The 24652-nt window shown below is 36.9% G+C and carries 23 protein-coding genes; 20 read left to right on the forward strand and 3 right to left on the reverse strand.

Features of this window, described 5'->3' with window-relative positions; translation table 11 throughout:
- Positions 1-85: 85 nt before the first annotated feature.
- The 3 genes from EGI26_RS00585 (at position 86) to EGI26_RS00595 (ending at position 4710) form a co-directional block, all read left to right on the forward strand.
- Positions 86-850, forward strand: a complete 765-nt coding sequence (locus tag EGI26_RS00585) for a M15 family metallopeptidase (RefSeq protein WP_255075646.1) — start codon at positions 86-88, stop codon at positions 848-850.
- 447 nt (positions 851-1297) lie between these two features.
- Positions 1298-2335, forward strand: a complete 1038-nt coding sequence (pheS, locus tag EGI26_RS00590) for a phenylalanine--tRNA ligase subunit alpha (RefSeq protein ID WP_255075647.1) — start codon at positions 1298-1300, stop codon at positions 2333-2335.
- A gap of 32 nt (positions 2336-2367) precedes the next feature.
- Positions 2368-4710, forward strand: coding sequence for a sialate O-acetylesterase (locus EGI26_RS00595; RefSeq protein WP_255075648.1), 2343 nt, complete (start codon positions 2368-2370; stop codon positions 4708-4710).
- On the opposite strand, the gene EGI26_RS00600 is transcribed toward EGI26_RS00595, so the two are convergent.
- A complete protein-coding gene (locus EGI26_RS00600; protein WP_255075649.1) occupies positions 4668-5219 on the reverse strand; it encodes an RNA methyltransferase in 552 nt (183 codons plus the stop codon). The genes EGI26_RS00595 and EGI26_RS00600 overlap by 43 nt on opposite strands.
- Before the next feature lie 113 nt (positions 5220-5332).
- Between EGI26_RS00600 and EGI26_RS00605 the strand changes: the two genes are divergently transcribed.
- The 4 genes from EGI26_RS00605 to EGI26_RS00620 all read left to right on the forward strand — a co-directional run bounded on the left by EGI26_RS00605 (position 5333) and on the right by EGI26_RS00620 (position 10870).
- Positions 5333-6205 carry a hydroxypyruvate isomerase family protein gene (locus EGI26_RS00605; protein WP_255075650.1) on the forward strand — a complete coding sequence of 291 codons (873 nt, stop codon included), beginning with the start codon at positions 5333-5335 and terminating at the stop codon, positions 6203-6205.
- 54 nt (positions 6206-6259) lie between these two features.
- Complete coding sequence (locus tag EGI26_RS00610) at positions 6260-7471, forward strand: bifunctional 3,4-dihydroxy-2-butanone-4-phosphate synthase/GTP cyclohydrolase II (RefSeq protein WP_255075651.1); 1212 nt, start codon at positions 6260-6262, stop codon at positions 7469-7471.
- 93 nt (positions 7472-7564) lie between these two features.
- Positions 7565-9853 (forward strand): glycoside hydrolase family 20 protein, encoded by a 2289-nt coding sequence (locus tag EGI26_RS00615; RefSeq protein WP_255075652.1) that lies wholly within the window; start codon positions 7565-7567, stop codon positions 9851-9853.
- A gap of 123 nt (positions 9854-9976) precedes the next feature.
- A complete protein-coding gene (locus tag EGI26_RS00620) occupies positions 9977-10870 on the forward strand; it encodes a TIGR01777 family oxidoreductase (RefSeq protein ID WP_255075653.1) in 894 nt (297 codons plus the stop codon).
- Positions 10871-10873: 3 nt separating this feature from the next.
- Here the strand turns inward: EGI26_RS00620 and EGI26_RS00625 are convergent, their stop codons facing one another.
- Entirely contained in the window at positions 10874-11536 is a 663-nt protein-coding gene (locus EGI26_RS00625; RefSeq protein ID WP_255075654.1) for a DUF6962 family protein, read from the reverse strand.
- 421 nt (positions 11537-11957) lie between these two features.
- On the opposite strand from EGI26_RS00625, the gene glyA reads away from it, so the two are divergent.
- The 13 genes from glyA to EGI26_RS00690 all read left to right on the forward strand — a co-directional run bounded on the left by glyA (position 11958) and on the right by EGI26_RS00690 (position 23860).
- Entirely contained in the window at positions 11958-13250 is a 1293-nt protein-coding gene (glyA, locus tag EGI26_RS00630; RefSeq protein WP_255075655.1) for a serine hydroxymethyltransferase, read from the forward strand.
- A 101-nt stretch (positions 13251-13351) separates the two neighbouring features.
- On the forward strand, positions 13352-14224 hold the full coding sequence (gene tatC, locus EGI26_RS00635; RefSeq protein ID WP_255075656.1) for a twin-arginine translocase subunit TatC: 873 nt from the start codon (positions 13352-13354) through the stop codon (positions 14222-14224).
- On the forward strand, positions 14221-15327 hold the full coding sequence (locus EGI26_RS00640; protein WP_255075657.1) for an AI-2E family transporter: 1107 nt from the start codon (positions 14221-14223) through the stop codon (positions 15325-15327). The genes tatC and EGI26_RS00640 overlap by 4 nt, the downstream gene beginning before the upstream one ends.
- 239 nt (positions 15328-15566) lie before the next feature.
- Positions 15567-16379, forward strand: coding sequence for an EboA domain-containing protein (locus EGI26_RS00645; RefSeq protein ID WP_255075659.1), 813 nt, complete (start codon positions 15567-15569; stop codon positions 16377-16379).
- Positions 16380-16401: 22 nt separating this feature from the next.
- Positions 16402-17421 (forward strand): TatD family hydrolase, encoded by a 1020-nt coding sequence (locus EGI26_RS00650; protein ID WP_255075660.1) that lies wholly within the window; start codon positions 16402-16404, stop codon positions 17419-17421.
- Positions 17422-17428: 7 nt separating this feature from the next.
- Positions 17429-18310, forward strand: coding sequence for a UbiA-like protein EboC (eboC, locus tag EGI26_RS00655; RefSeq protein ID WP_255075661.1), 882 nt, complete (start codon positions 17429-17431; stop codon positions 18308-18310).
- Positions 18311-18351: 41 nt separating this feature from the next.
- Entirely contained in the window at positions 18352-19500 is a 1149-nt protein-coding gene (locus EGI26_RS00660) for a 3-dehydroquinate synthase (RefSeq protein ID WP_255075662.1), read from the forward strand.
- A 51-nt stretch (positions 19501-19551) separates the two neighbouring features.
- On the forward strand, positions 19552-20751 hold the full coding sequence (gene eboE / locus EGI26_RS00665) for a metabolite traffic protein EboE (RefSeq protein WP_255075663.1): 1200 nt from the start codon (positions 19552-19554) through the stop codon (positions 20749-20751).
- A gap of 82 nt (positions 20752-20833) precedes the next feature.
- The gene (locus EGI26_RS00670) at positions 20834-22207 is read left to right on the forward strand and encodes an alkaline phosphatase family protein (protein ID WP_255075664.1); all 1374 of its coding nucleotides are present in this window, start codon (positions 20834-20836) and stop codon (positions 22205-22207) included.
- 139 nt (positions 22208-22346) lie between these two features.
- A complete protein-coding gene (locus EGI26_RS00675) occupies positions 22347-22553 on the forward strand; it encodes a hypothetical protein (RefSeq protein WP_255075666.1) in 207 nt (68 codons plus the stop codon).
- 41 nt (positions 22554-22594) lie between these two features.
- Positions 22595-23011: a hypothetical protein gene (locus EGI26_RS00680; RefSeq protein ID WP_255075668.1), complete on the forward strand. Its 417-nt coding sequence runs from the start codon at positions 22595-22597 to the stop codon at positions 23009-23011.
- A gap of 199 nt (positions 23012-23210) precedes the next feature.
- Entirely contained in the window at positions 23211-23414 is a 204-nt protein-coding gene (locus tag EGI26_RS00685; RefSeq protein WP_255075669.1) for a hypothetical protein, read from the forward strand.
- Positions 23411-23860 (forward strand): PIN domain-containing protein, encoded by a 450-nt coding sequence (locus EGI26_RS00690; RefSeq protein WP_255075671.1) that lies wholly within the window; start codon positions 23411-23413, stop codon positions 23858-23860. Before EGI26_RS00685 ends, EGI26_RS00690 begins: the two co-directional genes overlap by 4 nt.
- A 21-nt stretch (positions 23861-23881) precedes the next feature.
- On the opposite strand, the gene EGI26_RS00695 is transcribed toward EGI26_RS00690, so the two are convergent.
- Positions 23882-24634: an RluA family pseudouridine synthase gene (locus EGI26_RS00695; protein WP_255075672.1), complete on the reverse strand. Its 753-nt coding sequence runs from the start codon at positions 24632-24634 to the stop codon at positions 23882-23884.
- Positions 24635-24652: the final 18 nt, after the last annotated feature.

Raw genomic sequence — 24652 nt, forward strand, 5'->3', positions numbered from 1 at the left:
TACTTTTTTATCTTTTATTTAGGAATTTTTCATTTGGATATTTTGCGATATTTACAAAACAAAACAACAATAAGCGATAATTTAAATGAGTAATAATTCCATATTGAGATATTCCACTATTTCAAGTGTGGTCATAATGTCCATGTTTTTAAATAGTTGTGCAAACAAACAAGAAAAATCCACTGAGCAAAAGGAAGAAAAACAACCTATTTCGAAGATCATTACTCCAGAAATATCAGAACTGGAAATATCTATGCAAGACCAAGGCCTAGTAAACATTCAAGAATTAGACCATGAAGTTTTGGTAGACTTAAAATATAGCAGCACAGACAATTTTTTTGGAGAAGATGTTTATGGAATTTTAGAAAATGCTTACCTACAAAAACCAACCGCAGAGGCCCTTAAAGAGGCCAATCAAAGTTTAAAAGTAGCACACCCTAATCTAAGGCTTTTGGTTTACGATGCCGCTCGTCCGCTCAGTATACAAGCTATCCTTTGGGAAAAATTGGATACTATTCCTCCACGAAACAGGAAAAACTTTGTAGCTGACCCAAAAGAAGGCTCAATTCACAACTATGGTTGTGCGGTGGATTTAACCCTATTTGACCTCACAACCGATCAAGCATTAGATATGGGTACCAAGTATGACTATTTTGGGCCTTTGGCCTACCCAAGACTCGAAGAAAGAATGTTGATAGAAGGTAAACTGACTTCAGAACAAATTGCCAACCGAAGATTACTTAGAGATATAATGCAAAAGTCGGGCTTTGATTCTATTACTAGTGAATGGTGGCATTTTAATTATTACTCCAGAAAAAAGGCAAAAGAACTTTATGAAATGATACAATAAAGAAAATCCAGTAAATCAATTGTGAATAACAATTAACTACTGGATTGTATAATAGCATGGACTAAGTTGGCGTTTGTGTGTTTAAATCACATTAGTCTCCAAAAGCTAGTTGGTAGTATCTTAGCGTGTGTACCTGATTTTGTCGCTTAAGTTTTTTTAGAAAATAATATACTGCAAAATAGAATCTAAAATTTCATTAAAAAAAATCGAACAAAAAGGCAAAATATTCATAAATAACTCAAAAACAACATATTGCGTATTTTCCAATAATTGAAAACAGGTATTTTCACTTATGCAAATACGTAGAAATACCTAATGCTAGAAACGATTTCAAATCAAAACTTTTTACGACAAAATAACCTCCTTTTATAAAATTCACTTTCTTGGGTTTTATTTAAGCCAAAATAGAATACAAAATATTATATTTGCGGTTTAAAGCAAATTGTAGTGATAGAAAAAATAGAGAATATATTTGCAGAAGTAGAACAATTTTTACTTGAAAAAAAATTGACTCATGAAGACTTTAGGCTTAAATACTTAAGTAGAAAAGGTGTTTTAAACGAGCTTTTTGATGATTTCAAAAAAGTAAGTAATGATCAAAAAAGAATTGTAGGTCAAACCCTAAATAATCTAAAGACTAGATTGGAGGAAGTTCATGCTGAACTTTCAGCAAATACCAATCAGTTTGCTTCAACAAAAGAACAATCACAGGTACTGGATTTAACATTGCCGGATACGCCAAATCAATTGGGAAGTTTGCATCCGCTATCCATAGTACACCGAAAAATAGTCGAGATATTCGCTAGAATGGGATTCAATACAGAAGATGGCCCCGAAATTGAAACAGACTGGTATAATTTTTCCGCCTTAAATTTCGCAGAAAACCATCCCGCTAGAGAAATGCAGGATACTTTTTTTGTGGAAAAAAATCAGATCACTAAAGACGACTTATTGCTTCGAACGCACACCTCAAATGTTCAGATTCGTTTGATGGAATTCAAAAAACCTCCCATAAGATCAATAATGGTTGGTAGAGTATACCGAAATGAAGCAATTTCAGCTAGAGCTCATTGCCAATTTCATCAGGTGGAAGGATTATATGTGGATAAAAATGTAAGTTTTAAAGACTTAAAAGACACATTATTTCATTTCGCGAAAGAAATGTTTGGTAAAGACACTAAAATAAGACTGAGACCTAGTTATTTTCCTTTTACTGAGCCAAGTGCCGAAATCGACATTTCGTGCTTCATTTGTCATGGCAACGGTTGTAATATCTGCAAGCATTCGGGATGGGTAGAAATTGCGGGCTCCGGCATGGTAGATCCTAATGTGCTTGAAAACTGCAATATTGATCCTGAAGAGTTTACAGGATTTGCTTTTGGCATGGGGATTGAAAGGATAACTATGTTAAAATACGGCATCAACGACCTAAGGTTGTTTTTTGAAAATGATGTTAGGTTTTTAAACCAATTTAATGGTCTATAAAAAAAAATTCTAAAACCAGCTCTAATCTATAAATGTACAACCCAAAAAAGTATCTATTTAGTATTGTAGGCTTCTATATATTGAGCATAATGCTATCTAATGCTCAAATTAGCATAAAGATTCCTTACGAAAAGTCAGTTTTTCAGAGAAACAATAGCAATATTGGTAACATTTACATTACAGGTACCTTAGAACAAGATGCCGATAGAGTTGAGGCTAGATTAGTTCCTCGCATATCTAATCAAGGCCAACAAACTGATTGGAAAATTGTTGATAGTATCATTGATGGTCAAAGCTTTACTGGCTCTATAGAAGGACAAGGTGGGTGGTATAGGCTTGAAGTTAGAGCTGTTCTGAGCGACCAAGTGACATTTACTAAAAATATAGACAAAGTTGGAATCGGAGAGGTTTTTGTTATTGCTGGGCAGTCTAATGCCCAAGGTGATGGTAAATTTTCGAATGCAAAAAGCTCTACAGATGAGCGAGTTGTGGCTTATGAGCCCAATTATTTCGACCACAATACGGCACTGATTCAAAACTTCCCAGACTTCCTTACCATAGACAAATTCACCAACATTTCTAGTAGTACCAACATTGGTCCATTAGGCTTTACGGCTTGGTGTTGGGGCGAGCTTGGTGATTTATTGGTAAAAAAACTCAATGTGCCAGTTCTGTTTTATAATGCTTCTCTATCTGGTACTTCTACCGAAAACTGGTTGTCATCAGTTTCAGGCAAAGATACTTACCATGTCGTTACTGGTGTAAAGTTTGAAAAATTCATGCCTTATCATGCCCTAAGAAGAACATTACATTCTTTACTAAGCATTTATGGTGTTAGATCTATCCTTTGGCATCAAGGTGAATCCGATGCCATTTCGAGAGTTTCTGAATTGACATATTTCAACAATATGCGAGACCTCATTCAAGAGTCCAGAAATAATATTGGCGAAAAAATCCCATGGGTAGTGTCAAGGGTTTCCAGATATGAAGGCAGCAATTATCCTAGTATAATTAGTGGCCAAAATAGAGTAATTAGTAATATTGAAAGTGTTTGGGCTGGCCCAGCGACAGATGATATTCAACCTTTTAGGCCTGATGGAGCTCATTTTGAAAATAATAATTCAATAAATGGATTATCTCTCTTGGCAGATGCATGGAATTCTTCACTATCAAGCCAATTTTTTACGCAAATTATACCCATTTTGCCGAAAGGATTAGCTGAGATAAAATACTCTTGTATAAACTTTAGTGACATCACACTTAAGTTTGATAAGATTTATCAATCTTATCAGTGGAGTACGGGAGCTTCTTCTAGCCAAATTCAAGCAAATTCTGGAGAGATAAGTGCAGTCTTAAGAGATGGTTATAGCAATCTTTACTACACAAACAGAATAACTGTTCCCAACGTTTTTCCAAAAATCGCACCTATAATTAGCCCTGTCATAAGTATTGTTGGTTGTGTAGGAAAAACAGTAGAGTTACAAGCGAAACCTTCAAAATATGAAGTAAACTGGAATAATGGAACTATTTCGAATAAGATTTCAGCAAACCAAGTTAGTGCTTATTTTGCTTCTTATAGAAGCATTCAAGGTTGTTTGTCACCCAAATCAAATGAACTTTATCCAATTTTCGTAAATCCACCTTCGAAACCGGGTATAGAACTATTAAATAGTGATGGATATGAATGTATTGGCAAAACTATCTCGCTTAAGGTGAGCAATCCGCTTAATCATGATGTGGTATGGAGTACTGGACAAAAAACAAATGAATTCTCGATAACCGAAAACCAAGCTATACCAATTAAAGTCACACTTTACAGTAATTATGACTGCCCTTCGACAGAATCGGATACCTTAAAATACAGATTTCTTGCTAACCCCAAAACTCCCAATATAGAAAAAACGGGTCCGTTTTCGGTAAAAGCTATTGAACTTGAACCTGTTCAGAAATTTGAATGGTTTTTAGATAACAATTTCTTATTGAGCCAAGCAGACCCAAATCTTTTTGTCAACAAAAATGGTTTCTATGCAGCAAAAGCAGTAAAATCTATACTCACTTCTACAAATAGAGTTCTAGAGTGTAAATCAGGGATTTCTACTCAACAAGCTATAGCAAAGGACAACAACCTTTATGGAATAAGCGTATACGCCAATCCTGTTACAGATGGAAAAGTGAAAATTGCTGCTGATAAAGAGTTAATAAATGTAAAAATAACCATCTATAATGATGCTGGTCAAAAGGAATATGAAATCTCATTAGATTCATTAAAACTACCCACAGAACTAGACCTTTCGAGCAAGAAAATATCAGGAAAACATATTTTGAAATTAGATTACTCTGGGCTTACAAGGTCTTTCCCTTTAATTTTTGAATAATAATCCCAGAGGAGTATTCCAGTAGAGACACTTACATTAAATGAGTGCTTTGTGCCAAATTGAGGTATTTCAACTATTACGTCCGCAGCATCTATAATTTCTTGCTTTACTCCAAAAACCTCATTTCCTAATACAAATGCATATTTCTCATTTGAAATCGGTACAAATTCATTTAAAAAAACGCTGTTCTGGACTTGCTCAAGAGGAATAATTTTCCAATTTTCCTTTTTTAAATCCTCTATTAATTCCAAGACATCACCTCTATACTCCCAATCTACAGATTCTGTGGCCCCTAAAGCAGTTTTTTCTATTTCACGATGAGGAGGTTTAGCAGTTATTCCGCACAAATATATTTTTGAAGCCAAAAAACAATCAGCCGTTCTGAAAATAGAACCAACATTTGACATACTTCTGATATCATCCAAAATCAAGCAAAAATTATTCTTGCCAGATTCTTTATATTCTTCAACTGACAATCTATTAAGGTCTTCCATTGAAAGTTTGCTCATGTGCTTAGTTACCTATAAAATTATGAAAACAGCAAATGCAAATTCTATAAATCGAATTTTGATTTTTTAAAAAGCTTTTGCTTAAATTTAAGAGCAAATCTAAATATTAAATTATGGAAAATTATGGAGGCAGAAGAGAAACTGTAAAAAAAATACTAGCGGGCGGTTTTGCTTTCCCTTTGATTGACGATTTCAAACCTTCAACACCAATACTAAAAGGAAACATAAAGCATTCTGTTTGCAAATGGTGTTATAGTTCTATTTCGCTAGATGAGTTTATTCCTGCCATAAAAAAAATAGGAATCAATGCAGTAGATTTAATTTCAATAGAACAATTCCCAATACTAAAAAAGCATGACGCCTATTGCTCTATGGTCTCAATATCAAGCACTTTGTGGGGAATCACGAAAGGCTGGAATAAAACAGAAAATCATGAAGGTTTGATAAAATGGTATAAATACCTCATAGATGAAACCGCAAAAGCGGGTTTTAAAAATATCATTTGTTTCTCTGGAAATCGTGATGAGGAAATAAACGACGAAGAAGGACTTGATAACTGTGCTGAGGGTTTATCAAAAATAATCCCCTATGCCGAACAAAAGAAAGTAACTTTAGTAATGGAGCTGCTAAATAGCAAAATTGACCATAAAAACTACATGTGCGATACCACAGACTGGGGAGTAGAACTTTGCAGAATGATAGATTCAGAAAACTTTAAGTTACTATTTGACATCTATCACATGCAAATAATGGAAGGCGATATCATTAGAACTATCACTGAAAATAAATCTTTTATAGGCCATTATCATACTGGTGGAGTTCCAGGTCGAGCCGAAATAGACCAAAGTCAAGAATTGAACTATCCTGCAATAATAAAGGCGATAGTTGCCACCGGATTCAAGGGCTATTTAGGCCAAGAGTTTATACCCAAAAGCACCGATAAATTATCTTCTCTTAAAAGTGCAATAGAATTATGCGATGTGTAAGAGCTTAGTTTTCATTCATAGATCTTTATTGATAACTTTGTAAAAAAATACGATATGCAGCAAATAAAGTTAGATTCCATAGAGGAAGCAATAGAGGAAATAAGAAATGGAAATGTAATAGTTGTAGTGGATGACGAAGACAGAGAAAATGAAGGCGATTTTATTTGTGCTGCAGAAAAAATCACTCCTGAGTTAGTCAACTTTATGGTAAAAGAAGGGCGTGGCCTCATGTGTGCTCCACTCACATCTGACAGGTGTAAAGAGCTTGGTCTTGACCCAATGGTAAGAAAAAATACGGCAGAACACGAAACCGCTTTTACTGTATCAGTAGATTTATTAGGTCAGGGTTGTACAACTGGAATATCTGCATCTGACCGATCAAAAACTATTCAAGCTTTAGTAAATCCAAATACGAAACCCGAAGACTTAGGGCGTCCTGGACATATTTTCCCGTTGATAGCTGCAGAAGGAGGCGTATTGCGAAGAACTGGTCATACTGAGGCGGCCATAGATTTTTCTCGCTTAGCTGGTCTAAATCCCGCGGGTGTATTAATAGAAATATTAAACGAAGACGGCACAATGGCTCGCCTGCCTGAATGTCGCGTTTTGGCAGACAAATTTAAACTCAAACTAGTATCTATCAAGGACTTAATAGCATACAGACTGGAAAAAGAAAGCCTCATTAAAAGAGAAATTGGAGTAAATATGCCTACAAACTGGGGCAATTTTGAATTAATAGCTTTTAGACAAATCAATAATGAACAGTTACATTTGGCATTAGTAAAAGGCACTTGGGAGGAAAACGAACCTATTTTAGTGAGAGTACATTCATCTTGTGTAACTGGAGATATATTTGGCTCTTGTCGTTGTGATTGTGGCTCGCAGCTTCACGCAGCTATGGAAATGGTAGAAAAAAATGGAAAAGGCGTGATAGTGTATATGAATCAAGAAGGTAGAGGAATAGGATTATTGAACAAACTTAAAGCATATAAATTACAGGAACAAGGTAGAGACACTGTTGAAGCCAATCTCGAATTGGGCTTTGGAGCTGATGAAAGAGATTATGGTGTTGGAGCACAAATTTTGAGAAACCTTGGGGTAACAAAGATTAAATTAATATCAAATAACCCAAAAAAGCGTGTTGGCTTAATGGGTTATGGCTTAGAAATAGTCAGTTGCGTACCCATAGAGATAGAATCAAATCCACATAATGAATCCTATTTGATTACCAAAAGAGATAAGATGGGGCATTCAATAATGAAATAATTACCCTACAAAGCTTTTTTTAATCGCTAAAAAAAAATCATTTAATAAATGAAAAGCCGATATTTGCAGAATAATATCCTTATAAATAGATAAATGAGAAAAATCTTACTGGCTTTGTTAATTTCCTTTGGTGCTTTTGCACAAAACACCATTTCAGTTATACCAAAACCGCAAAGTATTATTCAAGGCAAAGGCAAATTTGTTTGGAATGAAAATACACAAATTTCTGTTTCCGAGGATAACCTTGAGGCAAAAGAAGTGGCGGAGCAACTCGCCCTTCGTATAAAAATAGTGACCAACAAACAGCAAAATGTAGTTTCAGGAAAAGGTTCAAACAGGATATTGTTTTCGAAAAATACCCAAATAGAAAAAGAAGGATATGTCCTAAAAGTATCTTCATCGGGTGTAAATATCGAAGCTTCGAATCCGATTGGACATTTTTATGGTTTACAGACGCTTTTACAACTTTTTCCAGCGGAAATATTGAGTAACTCATTTCAGCCTAAGCTAATCCTTTCTTTACCAGAATGCACAATTAAAGACCAGCCAAGATTTGAATATCGCGGTGTAATGATGGATGTCGGCAGGTATTTTTTCCCCATATCTTTTATAAAAAAACTTATAGATGTAATAGCTGCCCACAAACTCAATGTTTTGCATCTGCATCTAACTGAAGACCAAGGTTGGAGAATCGAAATCAAGAAATATCCGAAGTTGACCGAAATAGGCTCTATCAGAAAAGAATCGATGCTAGGCCATTATCGTGATCAAAAATACGATGGAAAACCGCATGGTGGTTTCTACACCCAAAACGAAATCAGAGACTTGGTGACCTACGCCCAGAGAAAATTTGTGACCATAGTGCCCGAAATAGAAATGCCGGGCCATGCCTTAGCTGCTATTGCCGCCTATCCCGAGTTGGGTTGCACGGGCGAGCAATACGAGGTGGGAACAAAATGGGGTGTAGAGGAAAGAGTATTCTGTCCTAACGAAAAGACGTTTGAATTTCTCGAAAACGTACTCACAGAAGTAATAGACTTATTTCCAAGCCAGTACATCCATATCGGAGGCGATGAATGCCCAAAGGAAGCCTGGAAAAAATCGCAGTTTTGTCAAGACCTCATGAAAAAAGAAGGCCTCAAAGACGAGCATGAACTTCAGAGCTATTTTATAAGAAGAATCGACAAATTTGTAACTTCAAAAGGTCGAAAAATTATCGGTTGGGATGAGATTTTAGAAGGAGGACTATCTCCAAACGCGACGGTTATGTCGTGGAGAGGAGTTGAGGGAGGAATCGCTGCGGCAAAACAGCAGCACGACGTTATCATGACCCCCAACAGCCACATGTACTTGGACTACTACCAAGGCATCCCTAGTGCCGAGCCACTTGCTATAGGTGGTTTTCTACCTGTAGAAAAAACCTACTCTTACGAGCCATACGCACCTGAACTTACAACTGAAGAGTCAAAATACATCAAGGGCGTGCAAGCCAATCTTTGGACCGAGTATATTTCAAAACCTGAGCATGCCGAATATATGCTGTTTCCAAGGGCATTGGCCACGGCCGAAATAGGCTGGTCATCAAAAGAAAAAGACTTCGTGGATTTTGGAAAAAGAATGACAAAACACTTTGAAAGACTCAACCAAATGGCAGTCAATTATTCAAAAGCGTATTATAATGTAGATTTTAGTACAGAAAAAAATAAACTCAGTCAGCCAGTAGTTTTGTTAAAATCTAATGACGACACAGGCACAATCAGATATACATTAGACGGCACCAAACCCAATGAAAAATCGTTGATTTATAGTTCTACAAAAAAAATAGTGGTGACGGGCGACAGAACAATAGCAGCAGCACTGTTTGCTAAATCTGGCAAAATGATTGGCGGCGTAACATCAAAATCTTATGTAATATCGACCTCGACCGGCAAAAACTACACCCTAGGCACAGAACCGAAACGATACTTGGGCGGTGAAAAATACGCACTAACCAACGGCGTAAGAGGCGATATAAACAGCAACGAACCCTGGGTAGGATTTAGTGGTGCCAACTTCGACTTCGTTCTTGATTTTGGACAAAAGACCAACTTCACCAACGTTTCCGTGGCTTTTCAGGGAGCATATACATCATGGATTATGCCACCAAGAAACATTGAAATCTTGATTTCTGACGACAATAAAACCTTCAAATCTATCAAAAAATTGGACTTAGCTACGGCTGTAAAAACTGAAAACTTTGTACAACAGTTAAACATAGCTGTTGGAAACAACAATGCTCGCTATCTTAAAGTAGTTGCTGAAAATTATGGAAAACTACCCGAAGGTCACCCAGGAAAAGGTACGCCGTCGTGGTTATTTGTAGATGAAGTTTCGGTAAGGTAAGCGATTTTAAAATCAAACAAAGGGCATTTTTACTCAAAAATGCCTTTTTTTGTGGCTAAAATATTCTTTTAGCAGGAAACCCGAAACAATCATTTCAGATGGTTTGTTTCTCAAAATAAAAGCATGAAAGTTTTAATAACTGGTGGAAGCGGTTTAATAGGTAAAGCTCTAACAATCAGACTAATTGCCGAAGGACATCAGGTAAACATACTTACCCGAAAAATCACCAACAAAAGTGCTGCAAAAGAATTCACTTGGAATGGACAATCCATTGACAGCAAGGCATTTGAAAACGTAGAAGTGCTTGTTCATTTGGCAGGTGCCGGCATAGCCGATAAAAAATGGACATCCGAAAGGAAACAAGAAATCATTGATAGTAGAGTAAAATCGCTAGAACTTATTAGCGAAAAATATACAGGAACTTCTCTGAAAGCTATTATTGGAGGTTCTGCAGTAGGGTATTATGGCGGAGATTCTGGCGAAACCGAAAACAATGAAAACTCCCCGCATGGAAAAGATTTTATGGCCGAATGCTGCCTGAAGTGGGAAAAAGCCGAAGAAGCTTTTGCTAAAAAACTAAACTTGAGACTAGTTAAAGTTAGAACTGGGGTGGTTTTGGATTCAGCCGATGGTGCATTACCACAGATAATCAAGCCAATAAAATATTATGCAGGTACGGCTTTGGGCTCGGGAAAACAGTGGATGTCTTGGATACATATTGATGATATTGTTGAAATATTTTACCAAGCCATTGTAAATGAGCAGATCAAAGGCACAACAAACGGTGTAGCTCCCAACCCTGTTCGTAATCAAGACTTTACAAAATTGGCTGCTGAAGTCATGAATAGGAAGTTATTTTTACCTAATGCCCCGGCTTTTATACTCAAAATGATTTTGGGCGAAATGTCAGTTGTAGTTTTAGGAAGTAGCCGGGTTTACAATAAACAGACGCTTCCATTCGTTTTCAAATATGAATACCTCGAAAACGCACTAAGAAATTTATTGACCCAAAAATAAACCTTAAGTGGTCGTTTGGCTTTTACACTGATACTTTATACCTCTGAAAATCAGCAATATACTCACATACATTATCACGTGCGAAATGTCATTGTGATTAAACCATTTTGCGAAAGAAAGCTTTTGACTGTGTACATAAATGGTAAGAAAAGATATAAAAAAACCAAAACTAATGTAGGTTTTATATACCCAGTTCTCGATTTTGGAAGGAAAAAAGACCACTATCATTTGTGTCATAGCCAAGAGAGAATTGAAGGCAACCACCCTGAAATCAAAGAAATAAAACACTGAAGGTATAAATATAACAAACTGAATAATAGACAAAGTGACCATGACCTGTCGTGTTCTCAGGTGGCTCAGCTGTCCAAAAGCCGCAGCTTGAGCGTAGAAAATAGAAATTCCCGCCGAAACCTGCATAATGAGCCACACAGAGTTGTAAAATAAGTTGTTTTGTCTTTCAAAAATCGCATGTGCTAAAGCTCCCAAAAGTGTAGAAACACCCAAAAACAAGAAAAATTTTTGCCAGTGTTGCTGACCTATGCTTGCTTCGTTGAACTTTTGAAGGCCAAAGAAAAAGTAGAAACAACTGATAGAAAGTAATAAATCGGTAAAAGAAGTCATGGGTTCTGAGAGCATAGACGACAAACTCTCAACAATACTCAGCATAGTATTCATAGGCTTTAGAATTCACTCATCTCAAAACACCAAATGAAAGATTTCATATCATATTTGAGAAATTACTATTGATTTTAGGGTTTATTTTTAAAACTAATAAAACAAATTTACAATAGCCAATTTCAAAAGTGTATTTCACCAGAATTATCAATATAATACCTGATTTCATTAATCAATTTGAATTTTCTTATGAGACTTTTCTTTTGAAAAATTACAATTCTTCAAATTTTACAAAAAATAGACTGTCAGCTTTTTAGACATTATTTTGACCTGTCAAAACTACTCGTAAGGCAAATTTGTTTTTTTTTCAGGTTAAATTTCAAAAAAGTCTTAGTTCTGCCTTTATTCTAAAAAAGAAGTTTTAATTTTGCGGCTCAGAAAGATCGAGTAATCTAAATTATTAAATTAATCAATGTCAGTATTGAATTCTACTCCGAACAGAGACAATCAAATTTTTGATTTAATTCAGAAAGAACATAACAGACAGCTGCATGGAATTGAGCTGATTGCCTCTGAAAATTTTGTTTCACCACAAGTTATGGAAGCCGCAGGAAGCGTGTTAACCAACAAATACGCCGAGGGATTGCCAGGAAAAAGATACTATGGCGGTTGCGAAGTGGTTGACGAAGTGGAGCAAATAGCAATCGACAGACTAAAAGAGCTTTTCAAATTATCGTGGGCCAACGTACAACCACACTCTGGTGCCCAAGCAAATATGGCCGTCTTTTTGGCATGTTTACAGCCCGGCGACAAAATTTTAGGATTTGACTTATCACATGGCGGCCACTTATCTCATGGTTCTCCTGTAAATATATCTGGAAAATACTTCCAGCCGTTTTTCTATGGTGTTGAAAAAGAAACTGGCCTCATAAACTGGGACAGAGTAGAAGAAACTGCCACCAAAGAAAAACCAAAATTGATTATTTGCGGTGCATCTGCTTACTCAAGAGACTGGGATTATGCGAGACTTAGAGCCATAGCGGATAAAGTAGGAGCAGTACTTTTGGCAGATATCTCCCACCCTGCGGGCCTAATAGCCAAAGGTCTTTTGGCTGATCCATTTGACCATTGTCACATAGTAACTACAACTACCCACAAAACCCTTAGAGGCACAAGAGGCGGTGTAATAATGATGAGAAACGACTTCGAAAATCCGTTTGGTATCACTACTGCCAAAGGAAAAATCAGATCTATGGCTTCGCTTCTAGACTCTGGCGTTTTCCCTGGCACACAAGGTGGTCCATTAGAACATATAATTGCGGCTAAGGCAGTTGCGTTTGGAGAAGCACTTACAGACAACTTTGGAGCTTATGCCGTACAAGTGCAGAAAAACGCCAAAGTGATGGCACAAGCATTTGTTGATAAAGGCTACAGTGTAATATCTGGCGGAACAGACAATCACTTAGCATTAATAGACCTTCGTCCAAAAGGATTAACCGGCAAATTGGCAGAAAATACACTGATTAAAGCCGACATCACAGTAAATAAAAACATGGTACCTTTTGATGATGCTACCGCCATGACAACCTCAGGTATGAGAGTTGGTACCGCAGCCATGACTACGCGAGGATTGGTAGAAAGTGATTTTGTAAGAGTAGTTGACTTGGTGGACAAGGTTTTAATGAACCACGACAATGAGTCAGTAATCACAAGTGTGAGAAACGAAGTAAACGAGTGGATGAAGGCATTCCCGCTCTTTAAATAATTATTTTAGACTAAAAAATACCCCATCTGAATGTTTAGATGGGGTATTTTGTTTTATAGAAGCGTATTAAATTATTACATTTGCATAAAGAAATTAAATAAATGCCCTTAGATCAATCTCCTTATATACATTACGACGACAACGAAGACGAACACACTGGTGAACACGTCGAGAAAGAAATGACGTTTATAGAGCATTTGGAAGAACTTAGATGGCACATTATCAGGTCTGTGGCGGCTATTCTTGTTTTTATGATAGCTGCCTGGGTAATGATGGGTAAGATATTCAATCTTGTCATATTGGCACCATCAAGGCCAGATTTCTGGACTTATAGAAAACTCTGCGAATTGGGTGACAAAGTGGGCATTCCAAGCCTTTGTGTTGAAAAACTCAACTTCTCATTGATGAGCCGGGAGGTATCAGGGCAGTTTATGATGCAACTTACCGCCTCAGCGATAGTTGGTCTATTGGTGGCTTTTCCCTATGTTTTTTGGGAAATTTGGAGATTTATTAAGCCCGGATTAAAAATTACTGAGAAAAAAGCTGCAACCGGCTCTGTTTTCTTTGTAACTGCCCTATTTTTCTTAGGTATTATGTTTGGCTACTATGTGGTTGCTCCTTTTGCCATAAATTTTTTAGTAAATTTCCAAATAGACCCAAGCATAGAGAATCAATTCGATATACAATCTTACATTTCTGTATTAGCTACACTTACTTTGGCTTGCGGAGTTACTTTTCAGCTGCCGATGGCTATTTTGGTATTGACCCGTATAGGAATAGTTACTCCAGCATTTTTGAAAGAATATAGAAAGCATGCCTTCGTTATAATACTTATAGTGGCGGCCATAATCACACCTTCTCCGGATATGATCAGTCAGGTTTTGGTAGCTATTCCGCTATATATCTTATTCGAGATCAGCATATTGGTATCGCAAAGAATTTATAACAAAAAACTAAAAGAAACGGAATCATGACTAAAAGACAAGGCTTATTCCCTATTCAAAATGCTGCTTTCGCATTGGTTATTTTGGTAATTGTGGTTTATGCCTTGTATATTTTAAAAGATATTTTCATTCCTTTTATCATAGCGGGACTTCTTTCGTTCTTGCTGTTTCCAATATCTAGATTCCTTGAAAAATACCATTTCCCAAGGCCACTTGCTATTCTACTATCAATAGTTGTTGCCTTGTCAATTTTGGGCTCTATCATATATTTTTCATATACCCAAATAATCCAACTGGAAAGCCTGATACCTCTTATAGAGAAAAAAGGAACAGTTTGGATTACCGCTATTGAGAAGCTTTTGAGGCGAAACCTACACATCAACCAAAACCAGTTGGTGGCTGAAAGTCAAAAATACATGACAGAGGTTTTGAAAAACAGCACGAAACTTATAGGACAAACACTTAGCACTACCTCGGGTTTTCTTATAAATCTCTCATTATTACCCTTATACATTTTCTTATTCTTGCTATACAGAGACTTCCTCAAGACTTTTGTGTATAAATTGATGCGAAATAGCAGTAAGCATACCATATCCAATACCATCAATAAAATAAATGGCGTGGTAAGAAATTATATAGTTGGTTTACTTTTGGTTATTTTGATAGTGGGAATTTTAAACACTGGAGCCCTCTATTTCTTAGAAATAGAACATGCCCTGTTTTTTGGTTTTTTTGCATCTTTCTTGGTTTTGATACCTTATATCGGCATTGCAATAGGCTCCGCATTACCTATTTTGGTGGCACTAATCACCAAAGACTCTTATTGGTATCCTGCTGGTGTTGCTGCTTCTTTTTTTGTTATCCAATTTTTAGAAGGGAACTTCATTACACCCATGATTGTTGGCAACAAAGTCAGTATAAACTCTTTAGCAGCCATTATGTCCTTGTTGCTTTTTGGCAACCTTTGGGGCATCAGTGGCTTGGTATTGGCCTTACCACTTACCGCCATCATTAAAGTAATCTTTGATTCTTCAGACTCACTCAAAGCTTGGGGATTTCTACTGGGCGACTCTGACCATATAGATGTACAGGTAACCAAAAAACACTTTAGTTTCAAAGGATTAGGAAAGTAAAATCTATTAAATTTCGTATTCATACTCTCATAAATTATTCACTAAAAGGCCCCACAAGTGCGTAATATTCACCTGTTTTTGATATTATTTCTCCAAAAAACTAAATTCAGAACATCATCAAAAAAATACTTCTACAAAGACCCAAATTTTGTCTATTATTAAGGACAATAAAATCATTTTATGAGTATATTTGAACAAATAACTCATAAGAAAAAGAACGATAATAGTACAACAAAAAAATGAACGCAAAGGATAATCTTTTTGAGATTATAAAGGCCAATGCCTCTCAAAAAGAACTCAATTGGATTGAAACAAAAGCCACTGGCAGTTTGCAATCTTTACAAACAGCATTTGTAGCAACACCGAGATTTATCAGTAAAACTCCTATAAATACTTCTGTGACACAGAAAGGTATCGACTTCCAAACTTGGACGTTGGACAAATTGGTGAGGGCTTATTTTTTAACGAGTTTAAATATTTCCGACAAAGAAACTTATACCAAAACGCTTAATACGCTTTTTGAAACTGCGGAAAACAACGAAGCTGTAGCTTTAACATCATCTTTGGCACTTTTAGAAAACCCAGAAACATGGCTTCTGCGAGCCACCGATGCGGTAAGAACCAACATAGGGGTAGTGTTTGACGCCATTGCATTCGAGAATCCATATCCACAAGAATATTTCTCAGAATTGGCTTGGAATCAGTTGGTTTTGAAATGCATTTTCAATGACAAACCGATACATAGAATACAAGGATTGGATGAACGGACCAATAAAGAATTGGCTACTTCAATTTCCAACCTCGCACATGAGCGTTGGGCTGCCGGTCGGTCAATTCCTCCGCAAGCTTGGAGATTAGTAGTTAAATATTTAGACGAAGAAATTTTTGAAGATATAAAAAGGTTGTTTGGTTCAGAAAGTCAGAATGATCAAATTGCAGCAGCTTTAGTTTGTAAATACAGTGAATTTGGAGCTGCCAAAAGTGAACTAGAAAAACATCCTGATTTAGAAGAAAATACTAAAGATATTACATGGAGTTCTTTAGAATTATAATTTAAGAAAATTCCTTATTGAAATGTGCCAAAAAGAATCTGAAATAAAACAAAACCCTTCGCACTTTGAAGGTACAGCTGAAGAGCTTGAAATGTCAAAAACCATACAAGCCAACTATATGGACTATGTGAAAGACATGAAATTCTTTGATCCACATATTCACATGTCGTCAAGAACGACAGATGATTACACTGCCCTTGTAGACGCAGGCGTGGTGGCCATCATAGAGCCGGCCTTTTGGCTTGGACAGCCTCGAACGGGTTTGGCTTCTTTCAAAGATTATTATAGCAGTTTGGTGGGCTGGGAGCGTTTTCGTTCGTCGCAATTTGGCATCAAGCACTATTGTACCATAGGATTAAATTCTAGAGAGGCCAACAACGAAGCTCTTGCTGAGGAAGTTATGGAAATTCTTCCATTGTTTTTATACAAAGAAGGCGTGGTGGGTGTTGGCGAAATTGGTTTTGATGACCAAACGGCCGCTGAGGAAAAGTATTACCGTCAGCAGTTAGAAATGTCAAAAGAAGCTGGTTTGCCAGTGCAAGTGCATACGCCTCACAGAGACAAAAAGAAAGGAACAGAACTCAGTATGTCGATAGCATTAGAGCACGGCATTGACCCAGGAATGGTAATCATAGACCATAACAATGAAGAAACAGTGGAGAGTGTTCTGGACCAGGGATTTTGGGCGGCGTTTACCATTTATCCTTTCACCAAAATGGGCAATGAACGCATGGTAGAGTTGGTAAAAAAATATGGTCCAGAACGAATCATGATAAATTCTGCCGCAGACTGGGGCATTAGCGATCCATTGGCAGTGCCTAAAACGGCCGCTTTGATGAAAATAAGAGGTATTTCAGACGAAGCCATTAAGATGGTTTGTTACCAAAATGCCATTGATGCCTTTGCTAAAAGTGGACAAATCAACGTTTCTGACTTCGAAACACCTCAAGAAATTGACCAAAGTTTGAAGTTTAATGGGAATACCGTTTTAAGAGGCGGACAGATTCCGAGAGTGGACAAAAATTCTATTTTTATTAGCTAAGTATATTTTGAACATAAAAGCATATCTTCAACTCTGTCGCCCCGCCAATATCATCACGGCTATTGCTGATATTTTGGCGGGAGTTGCCATAGCGAGTTTTGTTACTCCAATAACCGAAATAAATCCGATTGGGGTAATACTTTTATGTATTTCTACTATTGGTCTGTACGGTGGCGGAATAGTTTTTAATGATATTTTCGATTTGGAATTAGACAAAATCGAGCGGCCAGAAAGAGCAATTCCAAGTGGAAGGATAAGCTTAAAAAATGCCTATATTTTCGGAACTGTGCTTTTGCTAATAGCAATAATTGCCGCTTTTTTGAATGGTAGTTTAAGCGGCATTATAGCAACATTGGTCGCAATCTCAGCCCTTGTATATGACAAATACGGCAAACATCATTCGTTTTTGGGGCCAATTAATATGGGACTTTGTCGTGGTGGAAATCTGATTTTAGGTATGTCCATAGTTGCCAGTACGGTTTCCGAATGGTGGTGGCTGGGTATTTTACCAGTCTGTTATATAGCAGCCATCACAATGATAAGCAGAGGCGAAGTGCATGGTGGCAACAAAAACACCCTATATTTTGCTGGTTTATTATATGTTATGGTTAGTATTTCACAATTAACTATTGCTTACAAACTCGATAACCTCTTGATAACTTTAGCTTTTGTTTCAATTCATATTTATTTGATTTTCAAGCCATTGATTAAAGCAATTTCCAACCCCATCGGACCAAATATCGGTAAAGCCGTAAAGGCCGGAGTATTGGCGTTAATCGTAATGGATGCGGCTTGGGTAAGCGTTTCAGGCAATTTTGTTATTGCTCTTTTTGTACTAATTTTACTACCCATATCTATAAAACTAGCAAAAGTTTTTGCTGTTACATAAGTTGCTGACATGAGGAGTTTATTATTTTTATTCAACTATTAATGAAGTTTATAAAACAGGCCTTTGAGGTTCCATTCAGTTTTAATATTATTTTTACTGAGAACCTTTTCTCTATTGATAATCAAGAATTTAAAAACTTTCTTGAAAACTTTGGGAACCGCAGTTTCCATAAAAAAATATTATTTTTGATAGATGCAGGTGTCGCAGAAAATCATTCCGATCTGCAAAACAACATCCGTGCGTATTTTCAAGAAGTCAATAACATTTCTTTAGTTGATGAAATATTGGTGATGCCCGGTGGTGAGTTGGTTAAAAATGACCCTCAATATCTTGAAAAAACACTTTTGGCCATAAATGAACATGGCATAGATCGGCATTCGTTCGTGGCCGCCATCGGTGGGGGAGCTTTTTTGGACATGGTAGGTTATGCCTCTTGTATTGCCCACCGCGGAGTAAAGCACGTTAGAATTCCTACTACTGTTCTTTCGCAAAATGACTCGGGTGTCGGGGTAAAAAACGGTGTCAATTTTCTTGGCAAAAAGAACTTCCTAGGCACATTTGCTCCGCCAGTGGCAGTGTTCAACGATTCAAATTTCCTAAAAAGCTTATCAGACAGAGACTGGCGTTCCGGAATTTCTGAGGCTGTTAAAGTGGCCTTAATCAAAGACTTACCATTTTTTGAATGGCTTGAAGATAATGCCCAAGCCATGGCTGATAGAAACATGGAAGTTATGGGCGAGCAGATTTTCCGCTCAGCCGCATTGCATACCAATCACATTTCCAGCGGTGATCCGTTTGAACTGGGTTCAGCTAGACCGCTTGATTTTGGACATTGGGCTGCACATAAATTGGAATACTTGACCAATTTCGAAATCCGACATGGTGAGGCAGTTGCTATTGGAATTGCTTTAGATTCGGTTTATTCCAAAATTCTCGGCCTTATCAGCCAAGAAGAGGCGGAAAGAATACTTATTTTGCTCAAAAAACTGGGTTTTACGTTGTATCATCCCGCACTTGCGGAAAACGACAAATTGAATCTTTGGGAGGGTCTAAATGAATTCAGAGAGCATTTGGGAGGCGAATTGACCATAACAATTTTGGAGAAATTGGGCAAAGGAAAAGAAATACACGAAGTAGATTTTGAAGCCATGAAACAAGCCGTTGATGAGCTTGAAAAATTGAACGTATAATAGAAACAATTAAAACCTTAGTGTCTTAGCGACCTAGCGGTAGAATAAACTATGAAAACAGAATTTGGTCAACTTAGCTATTGTAGCAATATACATCCGGGAGAAGACTGGAAAGAGCATTTTTCGGTGCTTAAAACCAGTATTCCTGAAATAAAAGCAGTTGTAAGTCCGACTGAACCCATGGGACTCGGACTTAGATTGGCCAACCAAGCGAGTGTAGATCTATCTGAAAATGAGAATTTTGAAGATTTCAAAAACTGGCTTGAAGCGAACGATATTTACGTTTTTACGATGAATGGATTTCCGTACGGAAATTTTCATAATGTAGTGGTAAAAGACCAAGTTCATGCTCCTGACTGGACCACCAAAGATCGGGCAGATTACACCATCAGAATGTTTGAACTTTTGGCCAAATTACTACCCGAAAATCTAGATGAAGGCGGAATTTCAACTTCCCCTCTCTCCTATCGTTTTTGGTGGGATACGCCCGAAAGTTTAGAAAAGGCTACCAAAACTGCCACTCAAAATATACTATTAGTGTTGGAAACATTGATAGATTTATTCGAAAAAACAGGAAAAACTCTACATCTTGATATCGAACCTGAGCCTGACGGTATTTTAGAAAATTCAGAAGAATTCATCGATTGGTACAAAAAATATTTGCTTCCAATGGGGATCCAACACCTTGCTGAGAAAGGATATTCGACTGAAGAGGCCACCTTACTCATAAAAAAACACATTACACTTTGTTATGATGTTTGCCATTTTGCAGTTGGCTTTGAAAACCCACAAGATGTCATCGATAATCTTGATAATGAAGGACTTAAAGTAGGAAAAATTCAAATAAGCTCAGCCGTGAAAGTTGATTTTTCTGAAAATGCAGAAGAAAAACTTAGAACGATTGCACAATACAATGAGCCCACTTATTTGCACCAAGTGGTGGCTCAGCAAAAAGATGGAAGTTTCCAAAAATTCCCTGATTTAACCGAAGCTATCGCTGGTTTTCATGAAAATATCAGTGAATGGAGAGTGCATTTTCATGTTCCTTTGTTTTTGGAGAATTACGGTTTGTTGGGCTCAACCCAATCAGACATTGTAGAAACCATCAAAGTGCATAAAAACAAGCGTTTTACACAGCATCTTGAAATCGAAACTTACACTTGGAGAGTTTTGCCAACAGAGTTCCAAGCACCTCTTAATGAATCCATTATAAGGGAAATTAATTGGGTGAAGGGCCTTCTTAATGGTTGAAGAATTAAGGATTGAATGGTTTTTATGACTGATTTTTGAATGATAGAATAATTTAAGGCGATTTGGTAAAATATAGAATAATATGCAGAAAACAGTTGTAATCGATATAGTGGGATTGAGTACAAGCGTGATTGGTGATCATACGCCTTTTTTGCAAAAATATATCGCTAAAAATAACCTTACGCACATAAAACCTGCATTTCCTGCAGTTACAACTACTGCACAAAGTTGCTATGTAACAGGCAAAACGCCTGATGAACACGGCATAGTGGGCAATGGTTGGTATGACCACGAGGCATCTGAAATAAAATTCTGGAAGCAATCCAACAAACTGGTTCATGGCGAAAAAATTTGGGATGCGGCCAAACGGAAAAATCCTAAATTTACAAGTTCCAAAATGTTCTGGTGGTACAACATGTATTCTTCGGCTGATTTTTCGGTGACACCACGTCCACAATATCATTCGGATGGTGTAAAAATGCCCGATTGTTATTCATACCCGGCAGATTTGCGAGACAAATTGCAAAAGAAGTTTGGAACATTTCCCTTATTCAAATTTTGGGGACCAGGAGCCAATATTGAATGCTCCAAGTGGATAGCAGATGCTTCCATGGAAGTTGATCGAGAAAACGACCCAACACTCACACTGATATATTTGCCGCATTTGGACTATTGCTTGCAGAAATTTGGCACTGATTTTACTAAAATTGCCAAAGAATTAAACGAAATAGATGCTCTAGTAGAAGAATTGGTGACTTATTATGACCAGAAAAACACTAACATCATTTTGCTTTCTGAATATGGCATAAACAACGTAAGCCGACCGATTCATATTAACAGAATTTTGCGAGAAAATGGCTTACTGGCCATCAGAGAAGAGGCTGGACACGAACTTTTGGATGCTGGAGCCTCAAAAGCCTTTGCAGTAGCCGACCACCAAATTGCCCATATTTATGTCAATTACCTCAAAGAGAAAGCTCGGGTAAAAAGTATTTTAGAGAAAATACAAGGTGTGGCCATGGTAATGGACGAAGCCGAAAAACAAAAACACCAAATCAACCACCAAAGGGCGGGAGATTTTGTATTGATGGCCAAAGCCGACAGCTGGTTTACTTATTATTACTGGAACGATGATAAACTCGCACCCGACTTTGCAAGAAGCGTGGACATACACAACAAACCTGGCTACGACCCTGTAGAAATGTTTATGAACCCAGCCAATCCTTTTATAAAATTGCGAGCAGCCTACAAACTGGCCAGAAAACTCCTCGGATTTAGATACCGCATGGATGTAATTCCATTAGACGCCACACTCATCAAAGGCTCACACGGCACCTTGGACATTGGCAAAGAATACTATCCCGTACTCATTACTAATCAAGCCATTAATCAAAAAGAGATAGCGGCCACAGATGTTTATAGTGTAATTTGGCAGAGTGTTTTTGGAGAGGGGTAAGTGTTTTGGAAATAAACAGGTTGTGAATTATGGAGTTATGTTTTTTTTGAAGTTGAGTTCATTGTTTCAGAAATAAAATAAACCTACATTTACAATCTAAATTATATGTTCACTTATTTAAGTATTCTGTATGAACACCATGCGAATTGACATAATAAATCCAAAAGCTGCCAAACTTTTAAGAGACTTGGAGGACATGAACCTGATTTCCATTCAAGATTCATCAAAAAAAGGATTTGCAGATGTTCTAAAAAAGCTTCGTTCAAAAGCCAAAGAAGCACCATCATTGGAAGATATTTCAAAGGAAATGGAAGCAGTTGGAAACAATGCAAAAAGTCGTAATTGATATTAAGTTGATGAGTAATATTGATATATTAAGCATAAACCATGACAGATTTTATTAGTACTTCTGTTCTTTTTATTACAGGCGTCTATACAATTTACTCGGCCCTATCCAAATTTCTACTTTATGTTGAACTCAAAAAAAATGGGCAAAAAACTATTGGAAAAATAATTGACATAAAGAATCCAGAAGTATCAATTTTATCAGACATTAGCTTTGTACCGATAATATCATTTAGCCTTGGGCAAAATAAATATAGTGGGATACCAAAAAATGCTATCAGCAGTAATCCTACATTCTACAAAAAAGAGCAAATATATGATATTTATTATCAGATCGAAAATCCAAATATTTTTGTTATTGACAAAAATAGTGAGGGCATTGGCTTATTATTTTTATTCACATTCGGAATTGCTCTTTGCTATGAGTCAATAAAAATAATGTTAACAATAAATAATTAAATGCTTTAGACATTAACTTACATAAAATAGATTTTTAGCAAAATCTAATACTAAATCAAATACACTCCCCCTCACCTAGCAAATTTCTCCAGCTGATTTACCAAAACTTCGGAATCGTTTGGATATGGAGCAGTGCATTCTATGACAATATTGTTAGATTGAAAAAAATCCGTAACTTCGACACAGAAAATTTATTGATATGGTAATCGAAAGAACAAGCAAAGAAGTAATTATTAGACTTCCAGCCTACGTTGATACTGACGGACTTCAACGTTTGGTTGACTACTTAACATATAAAGAAGCTACCGCGAAATCTAAAGCTAAACAAGAAGATGTGGATACCCTGTCCGAAGAAGTTAAGGAAGGTTGGTGGGCAAAAAATAGGAGTCGATTTGTAAAATGAAAATTGTAGTTGATACAAATATCATTTTCAGTGCATTATTAAACTCTAACAGTGCAATTGGGGATCTTATATTCAATTCTGAAAAGTATTTTGAATTTTATAGTTGTAGTTATATGCGTTATGAAATTCAAAAGCATTGGGAACGATTAAAAAAGATTTCAAAATTATCTGACGAACAATTACAAGTTTCTTACACACAAGTACTTTCAAAGTTGAAGTTTATAAATGAAGAGTTAATACCAGTTGAAACGTGGTTAGCTTCTGAAAAAATCACAAAAGGAGTTGATATTGACGATACCGATTTTGTTGCGTTGACTAAGTTTTTGAAAGCAACATTGTGGACTGGCGACAAAGTGCTTTACAAAGGTCTTAAAAAAAATGATTTTAAAAAACTGGTCAATACAAGCGAATTACTCGAATTAAGAACAATCAAAAGCCAGAAATAAAACTAGATATCGAAATCCCCCTCACCTAGCAAACTTCTCCAACTGATTTACCAAAACTTCGAAATCGTTGGGGTATGGGGCGGTGGCTTCTATTACTTGACCGTCAAGATCGTGGAATTTGATAGTGTGGGCGTGTAGGGCCACTCTTTTCATCAATGGTAATTCTTCGGTGTCGTTTTTGAGGTTAAACTTTCTTTTGATGTCCGATAGAAAAACCATTTCGCCGCCATAAGTCGGGTCACAAACTATTGGAGCTTTGAGACATTGCAAATGTACACGTATCTGGTGCATACGACCTGTGATAGGAATACACTTCACCAAAGTGTGTCGGGTGTATTTTCTTATAGTAAAAAATATCGTTTCAGCCGATTTCCCTTTTGTCTTGTCTATTCTTACTGCCGTGCCATCCTTCAGTGGTGCTATCGGCAAAAAGACTGAAATGGAGTCAAAATCATGCAAACCATTTACTACTGCATGGTATTCTTTCTGTACTTCACGGTGCTCAAACTGCATGGCGAGGTTTCGGTAAGCTTCAGGATTTTTAGCAATCACCAAGGCTCCTGAAGTTTCTTTGTCTAGCCTATGGCAAAGTTGTACATCGCCGAAGGTTTCACGGGCAAGTTTGAGGATACTCATGGAGCGGTCGGCGGTGCGTTCGTCTAGCGAAGGTACAAATGGAGGTTTGTTGATAACCATGTAGTTATCATTTTCAAAAATCACCAAATCAGCGAAAATCAAATTTTTAGGTGCCTTTTTAAACCTACTTAAGTCCATCGTATCTTGTTTTGCGTT

This window comes from Lacihabitans sp. CCS-44, from assembly GCF_024343735.1.
Taxonomy (GTDB): domain Bacteria; phylum Bacteroidota; class Bacteroidia; order Cytophagales; family Spirosomataceae; genus Leadbetterella.